The organism is Methylophilus rhizosphaerae, from assembly GCF_900100975.1.
Taxonomy (GTDB): Bacteria; Pseudomonadota; Gammaproteobacteria; order Burkholderiales; family Methylophilaceae; genus Methylophilus; species Methylophilus rhizosphaerae.
Genome location: NZ_FNFX01000001.1, coordinates 746662 through 766111, shown reverse-complemented (window position 1 = coordinate 766111; position 19450 = coordinate 746662). Strand labels below are relative to the sequence as shown.

At 34.4% G+C, this 19450-nt stretch carries 16 protein-coding genes; 9 read left to right on the top strand and 7 right to left on the bottom strand.

Features of this window, described 5'->3' with window-relative positions; genetic code table 11:
- Positions 1 to 35: 35 nt before the first annotated feature.
- Both BLP53_RS03830 and BLP53_RS03825 read right to left on the bottom strand, forming a co-directional pair.
- Entirely contained in the window at positions 36 to 1262 is a 1227-nt protein-coding gene (locus BLP53_RS03830) for an IS256 family transposase (RefSeq protein WP_091470242.1), read from the bottom strand.
- A 66-nt stretch (positions 1263 to 1328) separates the two neighbouring features.
- Positions 1329 to 2501, bottom strand: a complete 1173-nt coding sequence (locus tag BLP53_RS03825) for an MFS transporter (RefSeq protein ID WP_091470237.1) — start codon at positions 2499 to 2501, stop codon at positions 1329 to 1331.
- A gap of 343 nt (positions 2502 to 2844) precedes the next feature.
- Here BLP53_RS03825 and BLP53_RS03815 point away from each other — a divergent pair, with 343 nt between their 5' ends.
- The 4 genes from BLP53_RS03815 to BLP53_RS03800 all read left to right on the top strand — a co-directional run bounded on the left by BLP53_RS03815 (position 2845) and on the right by BLP53_RS03800 (position 9037).
- A complete protein-coding gene (locus tag BLP53_RS03815) occupies positions 2845 to 4251 on the top strand; it encodes an integrase family protein (protein ID WP_091470221.1) in 1407 nt (468 codons plus the stop codon).
- Position 4252: 1 nt separating this feature from the next.
- Complete coding sequence (locus BLP53_RS03810; protein WP_091470218.1) at positions 4253 to 5128, top strand: hypothetical protein; 876 nt, start codon at positions 4253 to 4255, stop codon at positions 5126 to 5128.
- A 137-nt stretch (positions 5129 to 5265) separates the two neighbouring features.
- The gene (locus BLP53_RS03805; RefSeq protein WP_091470214.1) at positions 5266 to 7980 is read left to right on the top strand and encodes a TrlF family AAA-like ATPase; all 2715 of its coding nucleotides are present in this window, start codon (positions 5266 to 5268) and stop codon (positions 7978 to 7980) included.
- A gap of 439 nt (positions 7981 to 8419) precedes the next feature.
- The gene (locus BLP53_RS03800; RefSeq protein ID WP_091470211.1) at positions 8420 to 9037 is read left to right on the top strand and encodes a hypothetical protein; all 618 of its coding nucleotides are present in this window, start codon (positions 8420 to 8422) and stop codon (positions 9035 to 9037) included.
- Between the two features lie 184 nt (positions 9038 to 9221).
- Here the strand turns inward: BLP53_RS03800 and BLP53_RS03795 are convergent, their stop codons facing one another.
- From BLP53_RS03795 to BLP53_RS03775, 5 genes are all read right to left on the bottom strand, one after another.
- On the bottom strand, positions 9222 to 9428 hold the full coding sequence (locus tag BLP53_RS03795) for a hypothetical protein (protein WP_091470207.1): 207 nt from the start codon (positions 9426 to 9428) through the stop codon (positions 9222 to 9224).
- Positions 9429 to 9514: 86 nt separating this feature from the next.
- On the bottom strand, positions 9515 to 12013 hold the full coding sequence (locus BLP53_RS03790; protein WP_091470203.1) for a DotA/TraY family protein: 2499 nt from the start codon (positions 12011 to 12013) through the stop codon (positions 9515 to 9517).
- Positions 12014 to 12202: 189 nt separating this feature from the next.
- Positions 12203 to 12688 (bottom strand): pilin, encoded by a 486-nt coding sequence (locus BLP53_RS03785; protein WP_091470199.1) that lies wholly within the window; start codon positions 12686 to 12688, stop codon positions 12203 to 12205.
- A gap of 107 nt (positions 12689 to 12795) precedes the next feature.
- The gene (locus tag BLP53_RS03780) at positions 12796 to 13707 is read right to left on the bottom strand and encodes a hypothetical protein (RefSeq protein WP_091470195.1); all 912 of its coding nucleotides are present in this window, start codon (positions 13705 to 13707) and stop codon (positions 12796 to 12798) included.
- Positions 13708 to 13901: 194 nt separating this feature from the next.
- Positions 13902 to 14687, bottom strand: a complete 786-nt coding sequence (locus tag BLP53_RS03775; RefSeq protein ID WP_091470192.1) for a hypothetical protein — start codon at positions 14685 to 14687, stop codon at positions 13902 to 13904.
- 144 nt (positions 14688 to 14831) lie between these two features.
- Here BLP53_RS03775 and BLP53_RS03770 point away from each other — a divergent pair, with 144 nt between their 5' ends.
- From BLP53_RS03770 to BLP53_RS03745, 5 genes are all read left to right on the top strand, one after another.
- The gene (locus tag BLP53_RS03770) at positions 14832 to 15614 is read left to right on the top strand and encodes a DNA-methyltransferase (protein ID WP_091470188.1); all 783 of its coding nucleotides are present in this window, start codon (positions 14832 to 14834) and stop codon (positions 15612 to 15614) included.
- Positions 15615 to 15625: 11 nt separating this feature from the next.
- On the top strand, positions 15626 to 16150 hold the full coding sequence (locus BLP53_RS03765) for a GNAT family N-acetyltransferase (RefSeq protein WP_091470185.1): 525 nt from the start codon (positions 15626 to 15628) through the stop codon (positions 16148 to 16150).
- Between the two features lie 2 nt (positions 16151 to 16152).
- Complete coding sequence (locus BLP53_RS03760; RefSeq protein ID WP_091470181.1) at positions 16153 to 16962, top strand: N-6 DNA methylase; 810 nt, start codon at positions 16153 to 16155, stop codon at positions 16960 to 16962.
- A gap of 315 nt (positions 16963 to 17277) precedes the next feature.
- Entirely contained in the window at positions 17278 to 17466 is a 189-nt protein-coding gene (locus BLP53_RS03750; protein ID WP_091470174.1) for a hypothetical protein, read from the top strand.
- A 92-nt stretch (positions 17467 to 17558) separates the two neighbouring features.
- Complete coding sequence (locus BLP53_RS03745; RefSeq protein ID WP_091470170.1) at positions 17559 to 19379, top strand: DUF5906 domain-containing protein; 1821 nt, start codon at positions 17559 to 17561, stop codon at positions 19377 to 19379.
- Positions 19380 to 19450: the final 71 nt, after the last annotated feature.

Here is a 19450-nt window from a genome sequence, read left to right as displayed (position 1 = left end):
GAGGGTGTCCTGAATTTTGTGTAAACGGCGGTTGATTACTGCCGAGGCATTCTGTCCTCGAACTGTATGGTAAACCTGTTTAGCGCAGGTTTCCAATCTCGCAGTGGCATAGACCACTTTTCACTGATGTTCTGTAAGGCAAGATAGAACAATTTAATCAGTGATTCATCATTCGGAAATGAGCCGCGATTTTTGGTGATCTTACGCAGACTCATGTTCACTGATTCAATCGCATTCGTGGTGTAAATCACTCGCCTGATTTCCGGTGGATAGTCAAAGAATGGAATAATGCGCTGCCAGTTGCTGCGCCAGGATTTTGCGATTAAGGGATAAGCCTCACCCCATTGATGTTCAAAGTCCATGAGCGCCATTTCAGCTTCAGCCAGTGTGGCAGAGCTGTAAATCAGCTTGAGGTCAGCCGCCACCTCTTTACGCTTGTTCCAGCCCACATAATTCAGGCTATTGCGCACCATGTGGACGATACAAAGCTGGACAGTAGCTTGTGGGTAGACAGTTTCAATCGCTTCCGGGAAACCCTTTAATCCATCCACGCAGGCAATGAAGATGTCTTGTACGCCACGGTTCTTGAGTTCGGTGACGACGGCCAGCCAGAACTTGGCCCCTTCAGTCTGGGCGATCCATAAGCCCATGACTTCCTTGTGACCGTCCATGTTAACGCCGATGGCAAGGTACACCGCTTTGGCACGTACACTGCCTGCATCTCTGACTTTGACATGGATGCAATCCAGATAGACGATGGGGTAGATACTGTCGAGTGGGCGAGACTGCCACAGCTTGACCTCATCAATCACCGCATCAGTGACATTGGAGATTAACGTCGGTGAAATCTCTGTGCCGTACATTTCGGACAAGTGCTGTTGAATCTCACGTACTGTCATACCTCTGGCATACAGGGAGATGATTTTGTCATCAAAGCCCGTCCAGCGGGTTTGATGTTTGGGAATCAGTTGTGGCTCGAAGCTACCTGCGCGGTCTCGGGGAATTTCAATCGGTAGTTCGCCAAAGTCCCCTTTGAGCGTCTTGCGACTTTTACCGTTGCGGGTGTTGCCTGAGGCATTCTTCACAGGCTCATTTTTATCGTGGCCTAGGTGATCTGCCATCTCTGCTTCAAGAGCACGTTCAACCAGCGCTTTGGTTAGCTGCTTGAGCAGTCCATTCTCGCCAATTAAATCTTCAGGCTTTTTATAGTTGCCCAACAATCCATCAATCAGATCGTTGGGCAGGGATTTTGATACGGTCATTTCTACTCCAAAAGTACGTGCGCAGTTTCCTGCAAAATGACCGTTTACACAAAATTATTTATACCCTCATTTGAAAGAAATTATCCAAAGTAATAACCCGATAGCTGAGGTAGCAGCACCAATCGTTCCAAATACGTTGTAGCCTAATCCATGGTCAATCGCCATTCCTCCCAGCCAGGGGCCTAAAGCATTGGCGGTATTTAAAGCGGCTTGAATGGCGGCGGCGGATAACACCTGCGCGTCCCCAGCAATTTCCATCAAATGCGTTTGCAGCGTGACTGGCAATGCCATCATGGTGCCTATTGCAACTGCGGCGATAATAATCCCTGGCAGTGAGCCGGAAATGAATGGAACCATCGCTAACACAAATATCGACCACACAATCAGCAGGCATGTGCCTTTGAATTTCATGGCATCTGCAATTTTGCCGCCAGACAACATACCGATGATTGAGCCTATGCCGAAGGCGACAACCAGCCAGGGCATATATGACTCAGAAACCTTGGTGACATTGACCAGCACCGGTGCCATGTAGCTAAACACCGTAAACATGCCGGTGAAACCAAATACGCCAATCAATAGCACTAGCCAAATCTGTAGTCGATTAAATGCTGCCAGCTCCTCCATCGGGCTGGATTTTTTCTCTTGATGATCTAAAGGCAACGACTTGTTAACCATCAACAATGTGATGAATGCCAGCAAGCCAACTAAAGCAAAAGCTAATCGCCATGTAAATTGTTGCCCTAGCCAAACCGCAAGCGGGTTGCCCACTAGTATCGCAACGGCCAGGCCAAGCATGACCTTGGTGACGGCCATGCCTTTTTGCGAAGGCGGGCTGATAGAGGCTGCCACTAGCGAGGCAATGCCGAAATATGCGCCATGCGGCAGGCCGGAAATAAACCTGGCGATCAGCATCGTGCCGTAAGTTGGGGCAAGTGCGCTGGCAATATTGGCAATGGCATACATAAACGCGAGCGCAAGCAATAAGTTTTTTCTTTTCCAGCCTGAGCCAAAGATAGCCAGCAAGGGTGCACCCACCACAACGCCTAATGCATAAATACTGATAGAAATGCCAACCTGGGATTCTGATACATTTAATCCACGGCTGATTTCTAACAGCAAACCCATGCTGCAGAATTCGCTTAAGCCGATGGCAAATGCGCCGATTGAGAGCGCAAAAATAATCAGGTTTTGTCTGGCTTTTGATAGTTGCATCTGGGGAGCTGTGTGATTCGACATGGACTTACTTAATCTTTATGACTGAGGTTGATAGACATAATGTGCATCACTATCTTCAGAGGTCAGGCAAAAAAATAAGCCATTGATTCAAAATCAATGGCTTATTTGGTATTTGGTGGTGAAAGAGGGACTTGAACCCTCGACCCCAGGATTATGAATCCATAGATTTATAATTATGAACACCTTGATTTTATTCAATATTTTATTAACTATCTGTTTTACATAGTGTTTATAAAAATTCCATGTAGCATTCAGTAGCACCTTATAGCAGTTTCTAGCATCCTTTTTGTTGCCCCAGTGTTGCCCCAGTGATAATATCGATAAAACAACACACGGATTCTTCATGAAAACTGACAACCATTTTGTATTCACCATCAAGAAGATTGAAGCTTTACCATTTCCGAATAAAGGGGATCGGATTAGCTATTACGATACCAACACCCCAGGTTTAATGCTGAGAGTTGGACATGACTATAAAAGCTTCTACACACAAGGTAGAGTTAAAGGAGGTGATGGTAAGGTAGTAAGAATTCTATTAGGTAAATTTCCAGCCATTAGCCTTGATAAAGCTAAAGCTGGCTCAAGCATAATTCAAGCTAAATTACATTCAGGCATTAATCCTAATGTTGAAAGAAAAGCTGTTTCTGATAAAAATAAAATTGTTAATGTTCAAGATGCTCAAACCGTTGAATGGATGATTGATAAATATGTTGCAGAAAGATTGATGTCTAATAACAAGAAAATCAGTCAAAATACTCTTAATGATATGGAGAGGCTTAAAAAAACCTTTTCAGAACGAGAATTAACATTGCTCAAAAAAGATAAGAAAACTGATGAATGGGTAATTGATAAGGTTCAAACTATTCCTAATTGGTTAGATAGACCATATAGAAGTATCACCAGTATTGAAATAAATGAGAGGTTTGATCTATTCTCAAGAACATTAAGAAAATTCAATGCTGGAGTTCTCAAGCCCCTAGAAAGAGAACATCAATTGACATTTAGATATTTAAATGCGGCCTTCGAATTTATTATCCCTATAGCTGCACTAGAAAATCCACAAGACATAATGAGTAATCCAGTAAGTATTTTATCTGCACTAAAAAAACTTACTAAACCTAAAGCTAGAAATGGACAAATTGAAGTTAACACAAATACTGATTTTTACGAATGGATGTATGCAGTAAATCATTTACAAAATTATGAAAGAGAAACGGGTAGAGATTATATTTTAATCAGTTTATTTCAAGGTGGTAGGTCTGATGAAATTGCATCATTAAAATGGGAAGATATAGATTTCAATCAAAGACTGATTAAATATAAAGAAACAAAAAATCATGAAGATTATCAATTTCCAATGACTGATGAAGTATTTAGAATTTTAACCCAACGATTTAAGAATCGTAAAAAAGGTGATGTATATGTATTTTCAGCACCTAAACTTAAAAATGGAAAACCTAAAGTTAAAGGTGGACATATTGCTAAAGGTGGTAGATGCTTTTTTGAAAACATAACCAAACAAACAGGCAAGAAAAATACTCATCATGATTTAAGAAGAACATGGACTACAGGAGCAACAAAATCAAAAATCAATGACAAGATTATTGAATTCTGTTTAAAACATAAATTAGAGGGTGTAGCTCAAAACTACTTTGTTAAAAATGAGCATGATATTCGTGAAGCATTACAAACAGTAGAAAACTTCTTTTTAAATCTATATGAAAAACAAGCTAAGTTGGTTGTGAACTAAAATGACACCTGAACACTTTAAAGAACAATTATTAAGCTTGCCACCTGACACACCTATTACAGCCGAACATATATTAGCTATATTGTCTGTATTGGAACCTAACAAGGTTAAATCTAAAACTAATGACCAAGCTTATAGCACATGGGATGATGGTAAATTTATTAATCAAGAAGTGTTAGCTGAATGGATTGGTGAATCAGAATCAACCATAGAGAAATGGCGAAAATTACAAAAAGGTCCTAATGCCACCTATAAAGGGAAAAAAGTTATTTATGAAGTTGGCACTGTAAGAGAATGGCTTAGAAGAAATACTCACTCTTCAACAGCCGAGAATAGACAATCTAAAGAAACTGAATTAGCTAAAAGTCTTGGATTAATGAAATTCGGTTCAGTGTTTCCATCTATCTATATTGATAATGTAGCAACACCTTTCTTTGAAACCATTAGAGATAATGAGGATGATTATCTTGAAATGAATTTCACAGGTTATCAAACAATATGGGCTGAAGAAGATAGTATGGCTTCGCTATATCTAACCAGCCATGAACAACATGAAGAAGCCGAAAAAATTATTGAAGACTTATTGAATCTTCTATCCAATGGAACCGATTTAAACGAGCTACAAAGGGTTTTAATTAATGGCCAAGCTCATAGTGTCAACTTGTCTCACTTAGTGGCTGTAAACACACTGGAACACCAACAATATACAGCTTTAGTTAATGACTTTTATAGTAATAGGCTTAATTTCCATGCTTTAGATAGCAATGGTAAAACATCATTGCAATTAGCTGAAGAAGTAGGGAACACACATTTATTGAATATGATTAAATCATTTGATTTATACACAAAGCTACAATCAAAAATACAAAAGAATTAGGGTAGGGTAACTCACAACCCTAGAGAGTGGTTTATAGCCCCATTGCATGTCATTGGTACAGCAGTCAGGCTTCTAATTAATGGAGATATCGTTCATTACCGATATAACGGCTCCACAATGGAAATTGAGGAAAGAGAATGAACCACACTAAAGGCTCTACTTGGAGAAAGTGGGATCTCCACATTCACACTCCTGCTTCAATCATTCAGAACTATGGAGGTGATGGTGCATGGGACAAATTCATAGAGTCATTAGAACAATTACCATCTGATATAAAAGTCATTGGCATTAATGATTACTACTTTATCAGTGGCTTTGAAAAAGTCATGGAATACAAAGCCAAGGGTAGGTTGCAAAATCTAGAGAAGATTTTTCCTGTCCTTGAATTCAGGATTGATACCTTTGGAAATGATGGCGACAACATCAAAAAAGTGAATCTTCATATTTTGTTTGATGTAGATGAATCTGACTTTAAAAATGAGATTAAAAAAATTAAAGAGCAATTCGTTCTTATGGTTCCTATAAGTCCTTCTGATAAACATACAACTTACATGCTTACACCTGAAAATCTTGCCAATTATGGAGGTGGTAAAGTTCGTGATGGATTGTCTAATTTAATTCCTCCCACAAAAAAGGTCTTTGAACTCATTAATTCCGAAACTTGGAGGTATAAGACATTTACATTTTTAGGTTATTACGAATGGGATACCGTAGATAAAGGGAATCAACTAAAACTTATTAAAGAAGAATTACATGGCAAAGTTGATGCTTTTTTTACTGCGAATTTTTCTACTCATGATAAACACCAAACGTGGTTAAAAACTTTCGGCAATAAACCTCTTTTGCATTCAATGGATGTTCATTCATTTGAACAGCTAGACACAGCTAATGTAGATGAGTCAGGCAGTTATTTGAAGCCAGTCAATTATGCTTGTAATACCTGGATTAAAGCTGACCCCACTTTCGAGGGTCTTAAGCAAATTAAATATGAACCAGAACTTCGCTGTTTAGTGAGAGAAGGTCCTCCTGATGCTAAAGCAGGCTACCAAGTCATCTCTCATATAGAACTTGATTGTGAAAAAATTAAGAACAAATCAATACAGTTCAATCCTAACCTCAACTCCATAATTGGAGGTCGGTCTGCTGGAAAATCTGTTCTTTTAACAGCGATTGGCCAAAAACTAAAATCCGACAATAAGTATTTCAATAAAAGCGATAAGTACCAAGTATTCATTCAAAGCATCTCGGACAAAATAAAAGTGATTTGGCAGGACGGTGAAGAGGATGACACCAGGGAAATTGAATTTTTTGAGCAAGGCTACATGTATGAGATTGCTTTGCACGAGGACAGCAGAAACAAGCTAGTTCACAATGTCCTAAAACAAAAAGGCAAAGATGTTCTAATCAATGCCTTTGACAATTTCAAAGTAGAACATAAGAAAAAAATAACTGGTTTAGTCAGTAATGCTTTTCAGGTGTTTCATGCGACAAAAGCTAAACAAGCTGAAGCGACTGAACTAGGTGATAAAAAGGGAATTGAAGAAGAAATAGAAAAGCTTGAAGAGGAACTCAATACCTCAAGCAAATCCACTATCACCGAGGAAGATTATTTAAGCTATCAAGCCACCCAAAATCAGATTGCTGAGACAAAACAGCTCTTAACGGAAAATAGAAGCGACCATGCAGAAATTGATGAACTAAAGCTTGTTCAGATATTTAAAGAGGGTCTTGCATATGAAACAACATCTTTAACCCCATCCGTAAGGGAGAAAGTAATTGTTCAATTCGGGACATTAAAGGAACAAGCAACAAACGATTGGTTAGCATTCCTTGATGCCCAAAAAGAATCATTGGATACCCTTGAAATTGAGTTAAATGGAAAAGTTGCTACTTTAAGCCTAGACTCCACCTACATTAAGATTTCTGAGCTTATACAAACGAATGGCTACTTTACAGAGTTAGAACAAAAGATTGCTATTCAAAAAGAAAAGCTAGCGGCAGTAAATATATTATTGGGTGAAATTGATAGTCTTAAAGCTCAATTTAAAGCTTTGCATATCCAATTGATAGAAGCACCTCTGGAATATCACACTAAACTGAATGAGCTACTTCCTCAGCTTCAAGAAAATAATGAGGGATTGAAAATTGAAGCTAAATTGATTTTCGATAATGTAGGCATGAACGAAGTCATGGGTTCTGCATTAAATCGTCAAGTGAGTTCATCCCAAACTTATGTATCGTTTGAATATTTAGATATTGTTAGTTTTAAAGAACTCATTAAAAATTTCTTATTTAGCATATTTAAAGATCAGTTGAGTTTGAAGGTGGGCAACAACAGGGAAACCTTGTGTGCACAGATATTAAGCGAATGCTTTTTTGATATGACATATGAATTAACTTATGAGGATGATAATTTTGATGAGATGTCGGATGGTAAGAAAGCTTTTGTTGTATTGAAATTGTTATTAGATTTCAGTAATAAAAATTGCCCAATACTAATTGATCAACCAGAAGACGATTTAGATAACCGAGCTATTTATTTAGATTTAGTACAGTATTTGAAGAAAAAGAAGCAGTTGAGGCAAATAATAGTCGCAACTCATAATCCTAATATTGTTGTGGGTGCCGATAGTGAACTAGTTATAGTTGCTAATCAACATGGCATTAATAATGAAAATCAAGATAAAACCAAGTTTGAATACACTTCTGGAAGTCTTGAATGTAGCTTTGAAAAGATAGCACATGAATTCGTATTGCAATCTCAAGGTGTAAGAGAGCATGTATGTGAATTGTTAGAAGGTGGAGAGAGTGCCTTTAAGCACAGAGAGCAGAAGTATTCGTTTGCTCTTTAACAATTTTAAATAATACGCACCTCTTTAAAGCTTCTAGCAAAAAATGATTCAATGGGCTTAACTTCAATGCTTTGGAATGCAATGGTAAAACATCATTGCAATTAGCTGAAGAAGTAGGCAACACATTTATTGAATATGATTAAATCATTTGATTTATATACAAAGCTACAATCAAAGATACCAAAGCATTAAATTAATCATGTAATTACAAAGAAGCCACTTTTCATACAAGTGGCTTTTTTTACACCTTTAGAATCAGTCTGTATATATTGTTGTTATGAATAAAATACAAATAAAGAAAAATAAACAATAAATAATTAAATAAAATAGTAGACGTGAATATAAATGATTGATAATGTAGACACATCAACACTATTTAATAAATAAATGGAGTGTTGAAAAGGCACTTCAATTAATAATTTTATTTAAGGAATAATAAATGTCAAACCAACAAACAGCACAACCACAAATTAAAACTCTTGCTGAATTAGTAGCTGATTTGTCAGCAGCAGAAAGTAAATTTAAAAATGGTGGATATAAGGATGAAGATTACAAAGAACTGAAAACTATTCATGCTTCTATTCAAAAGTTTGAACAAGAAAAGCAAGCCAACATTCAGGCTATTGTTACTAAAATCAATAGCTATGGATTTACATTAACAGATATTTTCACAATCCCACAAATCAAAAAAGCTGGTTTTATTAAAGACCCGAATTCTACAGAATCAAATGGTTCTGGTTCTGGTGAATCAGCAAACACTGAAGCATATGCTTATCCTTCAGACAAAAATCAAGATATCTTGTTGAAACCTGCTACTGGTCAAGTAGGTAGCCGTGAGTGGACTTTGAAAGAAGGTCGTATCTATGAGCCATTGAAAGGTAAAGGTAAGAAACCATTTGGTCAAGCTATCCCTAAAGCATTAACTGATGCAAAAACAGAGCAAGGAATTCTTGCACTGGCTACACCATACGGCAAACAATACTTTGCTACTGAAAAGGGTAAGAAAGAATTGGCAGAGATTGTGAAAGTTGCACAACCACCAGTTAAAGCTAAATAAGTTATTAAATACAAAGCCCCTGAAAGATGGGGCTTTTTCTTTGCCTACCTATACCAACATATCACCCACTCATTTTAAATTGATTCTAGAATTATATTTACAGTAAGTAGTTGACATATAAAGGTATTTTCATATATTGTCTACTGTAAACAAAGGGGAATAAAATGGAAACAACATTATTTAATCATATATTAGGAACATCGTCTGCTATCTTATTGGTATCAGGTGGCGTTGCAGTATTAAGCTTCTTAGCAACAATGGTATTGTTTTCATATTCTGCTAACAAACCAAATTCAGGATTCTTATTTTTATTCGTAAAAAATTCCACCTTTGCATTATTAAAAAATGCATTGACTATCATTACATTAATAGCATTGTTCGTATTTATCATGAACATGTTCTTTGTATAAAAATACCAATCATTGATTCAAATAATAAAACCACTTATTTCCAAGTGGTTTTATTTTATCTATCCATTTAAGATTCAATAATACTCTTCGCAATATTTCTAAATGACTTTTCATTTAATACATTGCCACTCTCAGCATATTTGATAACTTCATTCTGATAACTTGCAACCCCATCTAAACCTTTTGCATTAATAACAGAATTCATTGAGCTATCATAACTTGATGACTTAGATTGTTCAGTAAAGCCATTCGGAATACTAAACCCTAAAGCTTTCTCTTTCTTATCTGAAGCTTCAGCACCAAACTTCTCATTAAATGAATCATTCACAGCATCAACATTCTCAGGAGTGATATGTGTAGCTTGTAATTCCTTGCTTTTGAATGCACCACCAATAGTTTTACCTAATTCCCCTGGCACATTCTTACTTGCCATTGTTCCAGCAAAACCACCAATGAAACCACCAGTCGCAGAATTACCACCTTTTTCAATACCACTTGACATTTCTTGTGCATAACTTCCAATAGCATCCTTTCCGCCACCAATCCATTTTAAGGTTTCATCAGAAACCAAATACATCATTTTGTATGTATTTTTCAAAACATAGAAAGCAAGGACAGCATATAGACCAGCCCCAAATATAATTGTAAAGAATGAAAGCCAACCATCTAAATTGGAACCAGTGAAAGCCATCAATTGTAAGAAAGTCTTACTAATGAATTCACCAAACAAGCTAGATAATATTATTGATATTATCAAACCACATATCAACAATACAGGTCTTAAAATCACCCCTAAAACCAAAGTATAGCCATCACCACCTTTACCACTTAAATCATCACCATTTGGGTGTAAATGCATAATCGCCCATAAAGGTGCAGCCATAATAGCAATACATATTTGAATAAAATATCCAATAATACAAGCTAACCAAAAGAAGAATGGAATGAATGGAATTATGTAAGCACAGAAAAAACCAATTGCTAACATGGCCGTTAATGGTATCAATAGAAAGCTTGATAACGCACTCAAAGCTTCTAAAGAACCTGCTGCAGTAGCGGCAACAATTTTAGCCCCACCAAAACTAACAACAGTAGAAACATCACCAGTAGAAGCTTCTTTTAATGCAGCAGCACTGAATCTAGCCGTTGCATTAATAGCAAGAATAGTGGTGTAGGCTTGAATCATTCTTACACCCATATCACTCATAACTAATGTTAAATGGCGATCATCACTACTTAACTCTTCCAAATTGATTGTAGATACAGTATCAGCTATTTGATTTCCAATACTTGCAGAAATACCAGAGCCAGAATCATCACCACCAGACATGCCATCACTTCTGCTTGTTGGTGTAGCACCAGTTTTAATTTTTGATTGACTAGCATTCAATATATCTGAAGCCACTAAATAGTGGGCTATATCATCATCAGGCATAGTCGTAAAATGTAATGATTTTGATGCCCTTGATTCAGGAATTATATTTACTGCTTTTGATATAGCTTGATTATTTATAATAATTTGATGGTAATAAGCACCAGCAACTAACCACCCATTTTCTTGTTTCTTAACTTCTTCAGGTTGTTTTAAAGTCCTAGCACCGTCCTGAATTTCTTTTGAATAGCTATCAGCAATCTTTTCAATGTAAGAGTAATAGACTTGTGAATTATTTTTATAATTCTTATCATTTAATACTTGTATAGCTAAAGCATCAGCGCTCTCAATCAAGTTATTGACTGCATTCTTTCTAACTTCCCTTAATTGTGAAATATCAATAGGTTTGAATAATGAATCTAAATTACCTAAATGCCCTTCATTATTTGAAGCAATGAATGAATGATCTGGAATCTGGCTATCTATATTTTTTATATCTGAATTATTAAGAGCGATATTTCCACATATATTGTTATCAACAACATTGCCTTCAAAACCATAACTAACATCACCATTTGAATTAGGTTTTATACTAAATTTGTATCTTTCTTTAAATCCAAGAACTGGATCAGAATCTTCTACGAATTTCTTATAGCCATTTACACAGGCTGACGCGGTGAACGCCGTTTTAGCTAAATCTAATATCTCAGCCTTACTGATAACTGAATGCGATGCACTGGCCGTATGTGTAGGGGTTTCCATAAAGCTACTCCATGCAGCATCAGCTAAACCTATTCCTTGAGTGATACACCACATAACTATAAATTGCATTCCACAGTAGCCGGCACTGGATATAGGTATCACAAGAGCAGTGCCTAATGAGTATCTAATAGGAAGCCAAACAGAAGAGAACTTCTTTCCTAACATTTCTCCATCATGAGCAGTTCCCAATGTGCCAGCTAATACAGTATATCCAGCTAAGATCCCACCAATGGCTAAAATGGCACCATTAAATATTGCAATAGCACCACCTAAAGCATCATTGCCACCATCTACCAAACCACCAAAAATCTGATTGATAATCTTCAGACTCAAATCTTGAGAAGCTGGATCGAATATATTAATTGCACCAGCAAATGCAGGTTCACAAACAATTATTGCAAGAAATACAGCTAATAGTTTTAAATAATTCATAATCAATACCCTTTTTATTCTTATAGTTATAGATTGACTATAAGAAATAAAACGAATGAGTCAACGATCAACACTCATTTGAATGACTATGAAACTGAATTTTTTTATTTTCTTTTAATTGATTGATATAACTAATGACATTCTTATATTTTAGAGGTAAAAAAAGCCATTGATTAAATGGCTTTATTATTAGTAAGTAATATCAATATGTGTCATTCTATTATTACAAGCTGATGGAAGATATTTATCTAGACCGGGCGACCATGCACCACATAACCAAATTAAACCACCATCGGCTCTTTCATATTCAATAGCTCTTATTCTTACCCATTCATGACGAATCTTATTATTAACATCAGGTCCATCCATTTCAATTAAAATAGAATCATTCTGGATGCTTTTAATAGTGGCATACTTACCAGATGGCAAGCTTCCATTGTTATAGCCTAAGTTCGCACCACCATTTTCAGTAAGGTGTTCTAAACTCACACCCTCATAATATCTAGCTTCAATAGCAGTTTTGATTCCATTGCTTAACATGATAGCTTCAGATACTTGAGCTCTTAATACATAATCATTGTATGCAGGAAGAGCAACGGCTGACAGTATTCCAACTATTGCAACAGTTATCATTAATTCAATTAGGGTAAAGCCTTTCATTTTACTTATATTCATATTAATTCCCTTTATTATTATTGTTGTTTAATACCAATATAAGAAATGGGAAAGTAAAGTCAACAGCAATAAATGGATATAAAAAAACTCCAATTAAGGAGCTAATTTTAAAGTTTCATTTTTCTAACTGGTTTATCTAGTTTTACTTGTGGTAATTCTCTATGTAATCTTTCACTTAATTTCTTTGAAGTGTTGTATTGCTTGATTTGGTCTGAACTCATTGAATAAAACGATAAATCTTCAAAATTATTTATGGTTATGTTAATTTCACCAGTTATTAAATCTGGCAGATATTCCAAAGAAGTTAGTTTGTTGTAATAACAAGATAAATCACCATAAATTTCTTTTGGTGCAAATTCTAAGGAAGTCAGGTGGTTGCAATTGCATTTAAAACTTCCACCAACTTTCTCAGGTGCACCTTTTAAAGTATTTATGTTATTTCTTGAACAATCAAAATCACCCCTCACTTCTTTAGGGGCATGTTCTAATGTTCTTAATTTATTATTCCCACAAAAAAAACTGCAACCAACTTTATTAGGTCCATACTTCAAGGAGGTAAGCTCATTTTTATCACAATAAAAATCCACACTTACTTCTACAGGGCAACCTTTTAAGGAGATTAATTCATTACCAGAACATTCATAATAACCACCCACAAAATTTGGACCTTGTTCTAAGGTAGTCAATTTGTTATAGCTACAACTAAAATCATTTCTTACTTCGCTAGGGCAACCTTTTAATGATGCTAAACTATTTTCAGCACAATCAAAACTTCCATTAACTTTACCAAACTGCACTGGAATAAAACTCAATCGTTTGTCTCTTATATTTACATTACCAGCTACATCAACCGTTAAATCTTCATTGATTGTGTAGTTCTCTATTTTCATCACATTGAGCCATTGCTCTATTTCTTTTATCTTAAAGTCATTTTCATTTTCAACTTCAAATTCAAAGTCAGTTTCCACAAAATCATTCTTATTAAATAAACCACGAACCTTTTCAATTAAATTAAACATATTAAATCTCCTTATAGTTAAAACAACTATAAGAAATGAAATTCAAATGTAAATAGCAGAAATGAAAAAAGCCCCTATATTTCAAGGGGCATATTTCATAACATAAGGATAAAGATATATTTATAAATCTAGTTAGGAGAAACTATATTATTACCTAGTTAAAGCAGATTATTTTTAAATGTCAACTGAATCAATTAAAAATAATTGATTACATATTCATTTAGTTCTTTTGAAAATTTTTCTGGTAATGCTCTTGGAGTAATTCCATCCAATAAATAATAGCCAATCATTTTTGAATCTATATCTGAAGAGGCTACACATAAATGAATTAGAGCTAATATTGATATGACAACACTCATATTTAATATTTTGTATTGACCATAAACAAGTGGTAAGGCATTTTTAAACTTCGTTGTATCAGCCATATGCCTACCAGTAGCATAACTTTTAGCCACCATATTTTCAGGCATAGCCATCACTTCTTCTATTGAGTGATAACCACCAGTAACCATTCCTGCCAGCTCGTCTTCATGATTCTTAGACTTATCCTGTATCAAATTATCAGCAACTACCAATTTGAAGATAGCCTCACATTGCTGCCTAAGTGTCATATTCAGTTTAAACAGCTTGTAATGACCCAACACCTTTGAGACATGAGCTTCACAATCAACCGTAGAGCCATTTAAAACACTCCATAGGGGTAAGTCTTCAGGTCCTTTGTGAAAAACAGCCATAGAGCCAGGTATTACAGATTCCATTCCGTTTAAGGTCTTATCTTTAGGCTTCCTCACACACTCTTCAAAGAGCTTCCATTCAATATTATCTAAAGAGTCATCTTCAACCCCTTTCAATGAAAGCCACTTATCAAAAGCCTTGGCATTGCTTGTTTTGGATCTGGCTAATAAGTAATTAACCCACTCTTTAATTTGTAGCTTCTCTAGAGGTTCCAGAGTAGCAAATTGTCTTGTTCTTGTTCCCATATCAACATTTTAAAAGAAAGTCAATGTGTATGGTAGTCCTATACACACATCTATATTTTTCTGGAAATTATAAAGTTGCAACCATGAATTCTTGAGCAACAAAAAGAAAACATAAAAACAACTATTAATTAAAGGATAAATAACATGAACATGATTGCAGATGCATTTTTAAAAGAAGTAAAAAAAGAAACTAATTCATATATTAAGAATATAGATTCATTAATTGGAATGTCATCAATTCCTGATAACCATATTGATTTAGTTTTAACAGACCCACCATACAACATTGCTGATGCTGGCAAATTAACAAAGATTGGTAATAAGGTTGTTTCTAATAAAGAAGCATGGGGAAATGACTTTCAAGATAAATGGGAAACATTAGATCAATACTATGAATGGCTAAAACCTTTTATTAGTGAGTATGTGCGAGTTATGAAAGATAACGGCTCAATGATTCTCTTTCTTGATCGTAAATACACAGGGTTAATTACTCATTATATTGAACGAGATTTTGATTTGAATTTTAAGAACAAAATCTATTTTCATAAGAATAACCCTTTACCACATATGAGAAAGAACAATTACCGTTCTTCAATTGAAGAAGCAGTATGGTTTACTAAATCTAAACAATATCAATTCAATTTTGGTATTCAGTCTGAAATGACACAGGTATACAAAGGCAATATTGGTCATGGAAAGAATACTAAACATCCAACAGAAAAATATAGCTGGATGATTGAACCACTAATCAAGAATCATACAAAAGAGGGTGATGTGATTTTAGATTCTTTTTCTGGTTCTGGTGCAATTGTTTATCAAGCATTGAAAACAAATCGTAAAGCTATCGGTTTTGAAAAGAGTAAGAAATTCTATGATATGTCAAAACAGCATATAACTTCAAAACAACTTTCTATTAATTTTGAATAAGGAGAATCTAAATGAATATGATTGCTGATGGTTTCTTAAAAGAACTTAATAAACAAAAAACAGATATTGATTTAACAGAGATTGATCTACATGAGACTAGTGATGTTAATGAAAATAATGAATGGATGATTAAATTCAAAAATGATTATGCTTATAAAACTAATAGTTTTTCAAAACACATTTTATTATTGAATATGCATAAACAAACGGCTTATCTAATCAAATATAAAAACAAGACTATTGGGTATATCCGATTAATAAAAAGAGGAAAGGTATTCAAAGCAGAAAATGTATTGTCATTAGACTGCGTATACATTGATAAAGAATACAGAAAGCAAGGTATCTATAAACATGTAATTCAAGAATTAAATAAATACTTCAATGTTTATCTAATTCACATTGAGAAAAATGAGGCATTGAAACATTATAAATTCTTCAATTCTCTAGGGTTTTATTGTGGTTTTAATAAGAATTACAATGAATATAATGGTTATTACCTTTATCACAAAAACATTAAATTGGAAGGAGGGGTGTAATCATGAATAAGAAATCAAAAAAAGTAGACTCAAAGAAATCAATCTCAAAATTGATTCAACAAATTATCCAAGTGAGTAATCGTAAGAATAATCCTAAGGAGATTATTGATGACATTATTCAATTAACTTTCAATTGTGTATTTTCAGGTGGTTTCCAATATGCAGACAATTTGCATGTTCAATATTGGGTAGACCAATCCTTATTAAGAGAACTAACAGAATATAAAACAGATTTGGAAGCATGGGAGTTATTGAAAGAAGCCACCATGATTTTTATTGAACTACATAAAAAGAGCGAACCATTTACAGACATTATTGGTGAAATGTATGACGAATACTTAGGGCAAGTTCTAGGACAATTCCTAACCCCAAGTGATTTAGCTACAGCACTTGCATCTATAACACTTGCTTTAGGTGGTAATAACCAAATAACGAGCCATACAGTAATCGGTGATACATGTGGTTGTGGTGCTGGCTCTCTTGTTTTGGGTTCATTGAGGGTTATCTATCAAACACAAGGCAAAGAGGCTTTAAAACACTTGGAAATTGTGAATATGGACCTTGATTCACGGATGGTTCAACTAAGCTCAATTCAAATCGTGCTGCATTGCATGTTTCATGGTTTAGAAATTAACAGCTTGAACACTCATTGGGGAAATACTCTCACTGAATATGGTGGAAGAAAAGATGGTAGCTCAACAATGGCAGTTTATTGGAAATCAAATAGAAACAGCCTTTCATATTCTTGTGAAGTCATTGGAATGGAAGAAAAAGATGATTATAAAGAATATACGGAGAAAAAATATGCTTAATAGATTTTATGAAATATGGGTGCATGTTGTGAAACCTAATAAAATGGATTTGTTTAGAAGGCAATTTAAACAGTTCCTAATTGATAATGGAAAATTTAATGAGAAGAAATTCACAAGCTTTTGTCAGGTATTCCTAAAAGATAATATGACATTCAAAAGTGATATTGAAATGAAAAAGCATTGTCAAATAATGTATGAAAGATATATAGAACATTTTTGATTATTTTTTTATTGATTAAATATTTAAATTGATGTTGACAAGCTGGAAATATTTAATATAACTATAAAGTGATATCAGATTAAAGGATGAGCATTATGAAAAAAAGAACAACAAAAATGAAAGGTAATTCTATTGAAAAACAATTGCCTTTAAGATTGAAAATGCATTTACATGAATTATTGCTTAGAAATGCAGTTAAAAATAATGAGTCAATAAATCTTGTTATTAACAATATGTTAGAAAAACAATTAGAAGCTGAAGAAATTGAAAAACCCCAAATATAATATTTAGGGTTTTCAGATGTAACTATAAAAGAATTTCCGCCAAGATTTTCTAAGGAGCAATACCACTAAACAGATTGAGTAGAGATAATACTATGGATAATATAAGTAATAATTTTAAAGAAGTCAATGATGAAAAAGAAAAATTAGCCTTTAATACAAAAGGTGCTAAACCATCAATTTCAGAAACAAATAATGTTCATTCAATTGATGACAAAAGAGCAACAAAAAAATCATTAATTGAATCAAGTATAGAAGACCCAAATTTTGGAATCAATCTTGATCCATTCACAGATATTCCAGAAGAGCCATTAAAGGTTATAGAACATATTGCAATCAGTCCAGAAGAACAATTAAAGATTGATGAAAAGGTTGAAGCTAACTTATTTAAAGAAAAAGTTAAACAAGCTACTCAGAAGAAATTGGGTAAAGCGAAGCCTATCAAAAAAGTGATTGTTTTAACTGAAGAAGAAATAATAGCTAAAAAAGTTAAGGAAAATATTTTAAGAGATAAGGTTAATAAAGCTACTAAAGCTGAACTTAAAAAAGCTCAACCAGTTTCTAAACAAGAATATGTTAAACCACCAACAATTGAATCTATCTATTTAGACAGACTCAATTCAGACAAATCATTATTCATATCAAAATATAGAAGTGATGCTGGCAATATATACAGATGGAACAACCATCACTATGTATTACAAGACCCTAAAGATATTAGAAATGATATTACTGAATGGTTAAAAGCTAATCATGAAGCACAATTAACTAGTAAAAATGTTAATTCAATCTTCAATGTGTTCTATTACAAAATGGAAGCATTCAGTAAAGATATCCAGAACAATAGCTATATCCCTACTATGAAGCACTGGCTACACATTTTAGACAATGGCGATGTAATAGCTATCAAGCCTGATAGAAACATACCTTTAACACATGAAATTAATGTATTGATTGATAAGGCAGGTCCTTACACACCTAAAGCGCCATCTAAAGACAGTTTATTTAAAAGCTTTATTGATACTTCACTTCCAGAGGACGACAAACAAGCCAATGTCCAGGAATATGTAGGATATTCACTTATTGCGTGTGTTTTAGCTCAAGTCTTCCAATACTGGTTGGGTGGAGGGGGCAACGGTAAGGGTGTAATGATGGAAATCATTCAAGCCTTGTTAAGTAATAGCTCAGTAGCAATTTCTTTAGAAAATATGGGCACTTATAACGATAACTTAATTAATAAAACTGCAATTTTAGCTTCAGAGACTAAGAAAAAAGGCTTTGACGTTGAATTCCTTAAAGCAGCAGTTGCTGGCGACAAGATAGAACTAAGAGGTATCAGAAAAGAGAAACAATCAGTTAAATTGATTGGCAAGTGGTTTATATCCGGAAATAATGATTTTAGAGTGGATGACTTCTCAAACGGTTTATTCAGAAGAATGATGATCGTTAATTGGAATGCAACATTTGATAGAAAGACAGCCGTTAAAGATTTAGCCAAAAGAATCATTAATGAAGAGATGGGAATATTTCTTGATTGGGCTTTAATTGGCTTGCAAAGACTTAAAAAGAACAAATTAATATTCACTACTTGTGAAGAGTCAGAAAAGGCTTTATTCAATTTTATCAATCGTGCTGATAAAGTAAGAATGTTTACTAATGAGTTTCCATACGAATACAGTGAAGATAAATCTAAATTCACAAGTAAAGAAGTAATCTATGAAAACTTTATTAAATATGCTGATAAAAACGGATATGAAAAACTAAGTGCTACTAATTTTTGGATGAGATTTAAAAATGTTTATCCAGAAATTGATGAGGATATTAAAGCTGATGTAAGAAAAAATGGTAAAAGAATCGTTTATTTAACAAGAACAATTGAAGTTGATGATGATGAGGTTGAAGAAGTTTTTCAATGATAACTATTCAATACATAAGCCATTCACAGACAGATAGCCCCTAAGTAATGGGGCTATTTTTTTATATATCC

Coding starts and splice junctions, on each gene's coding strand:
- BLP53_RS03770 (WP_091470188.1), top strand. CDS start 14,832: ATGAACATGATTGCAGATGCATTTTTAAAAGAAGTAAAAAAAGAAACT.
- BLP53_RS03745 (WP_091470170.1), top strand. CDS start 17,559: ATGGATAATATAAGTAATAATTTTAAAGAAGTCAATGATGAAAAAGAA.
- BLP53_RS03805 (WP_091470214.1), top strand. CDS start 5,266: ATGAACCACACTAAAGGCTCTACTTGGAGAAAGTGGGATCTCCACATT.
- BLP53_RS03795 (WP_091470207.1), bottom strand. CDS start 9,428: ATGATAAATACGAACAATGCTATTAATGTAATGATAGTCAATGCATTT.
- BLP53_RS03810 (WP_091470218.1), top strand. CDS start 4,253: ATGACACCTGAACACTTTAAAGAACAATTATTAAGCTTGCCACCTGAC.
- BLP53_RS03775 (WP_091470192.1), bottom strand. CDS start 14,687: ATGGGAACAAGAACAAGACAATTTGCTACTCTGGAACCTCTAGAGAAG.
- BLP53_RS03785 (WP_091470199.1), bottom strand. CDS start 12,688: ATGAATATAAGTAAAATGAAAGGCTTTACCCTAATTGAATTAATGATA.
- BLP53_RS03815 (WP_091470221.1), top strand. CDS start 2,845: ATGAAAACTGACAACCATTTTGTATTCACCATCAAGAAGATTGAAGCT.
- BLP53_RS03825 (WP_091470237.1), bottom strand. CDS start 2,501: ATGTCGAATCACACAGCTCCCCAGATGCAACTATCAAAAGCCAGACAA.
- BLP53_RS03750 (WP_091470174.1), top strand. CDS start 17,278: ATGAAAAAAAGAACAACAAAAATGAAAGGTAATTCTATTGAAAAACAA.
- BLP53_RS03790 (WP_091470203.1), bottom strand. CDS start 12,013: ATGAATTATTTAAAACTATTAGCTGTATTTCTTGCAATAATTGTTTGT.
- BLP53_RS03800 (WP_091470211.1), top strand. CDS start 8,420: ATGTCAAACCAACAAACAGCACAACCACAAATTAAAACTCTTGCTGAA.
- BLP53_RS03760 (WP_091470181.1), top strand. CDS start 16,153: ATGAATAAGAAATCAAAAAAAGTAGACTCAAAGAAATCAATCTCAAAA.
- BLP53_RS03780 (WP_091470195.1), bottom strand. CDS start 13,707: ATGTTTAATTTAATTGAAAAGGTTCGTGGTTTATTTAATAAGAATGAT.
- BLP53_RS03830 (WP_091470242.1), bottom strand. CDS start 1,262: ATGACCGTATCAAAATCCCTGCCCAACGATCTGATTGATGGATTGTTG.
- BLP53_RS03765 (WP_091470185.1), top strand. CDS start 15,626: ATGAATATGATTGCTGATGGTTTCTTAAAAGAACTTAATAAACAAAAA.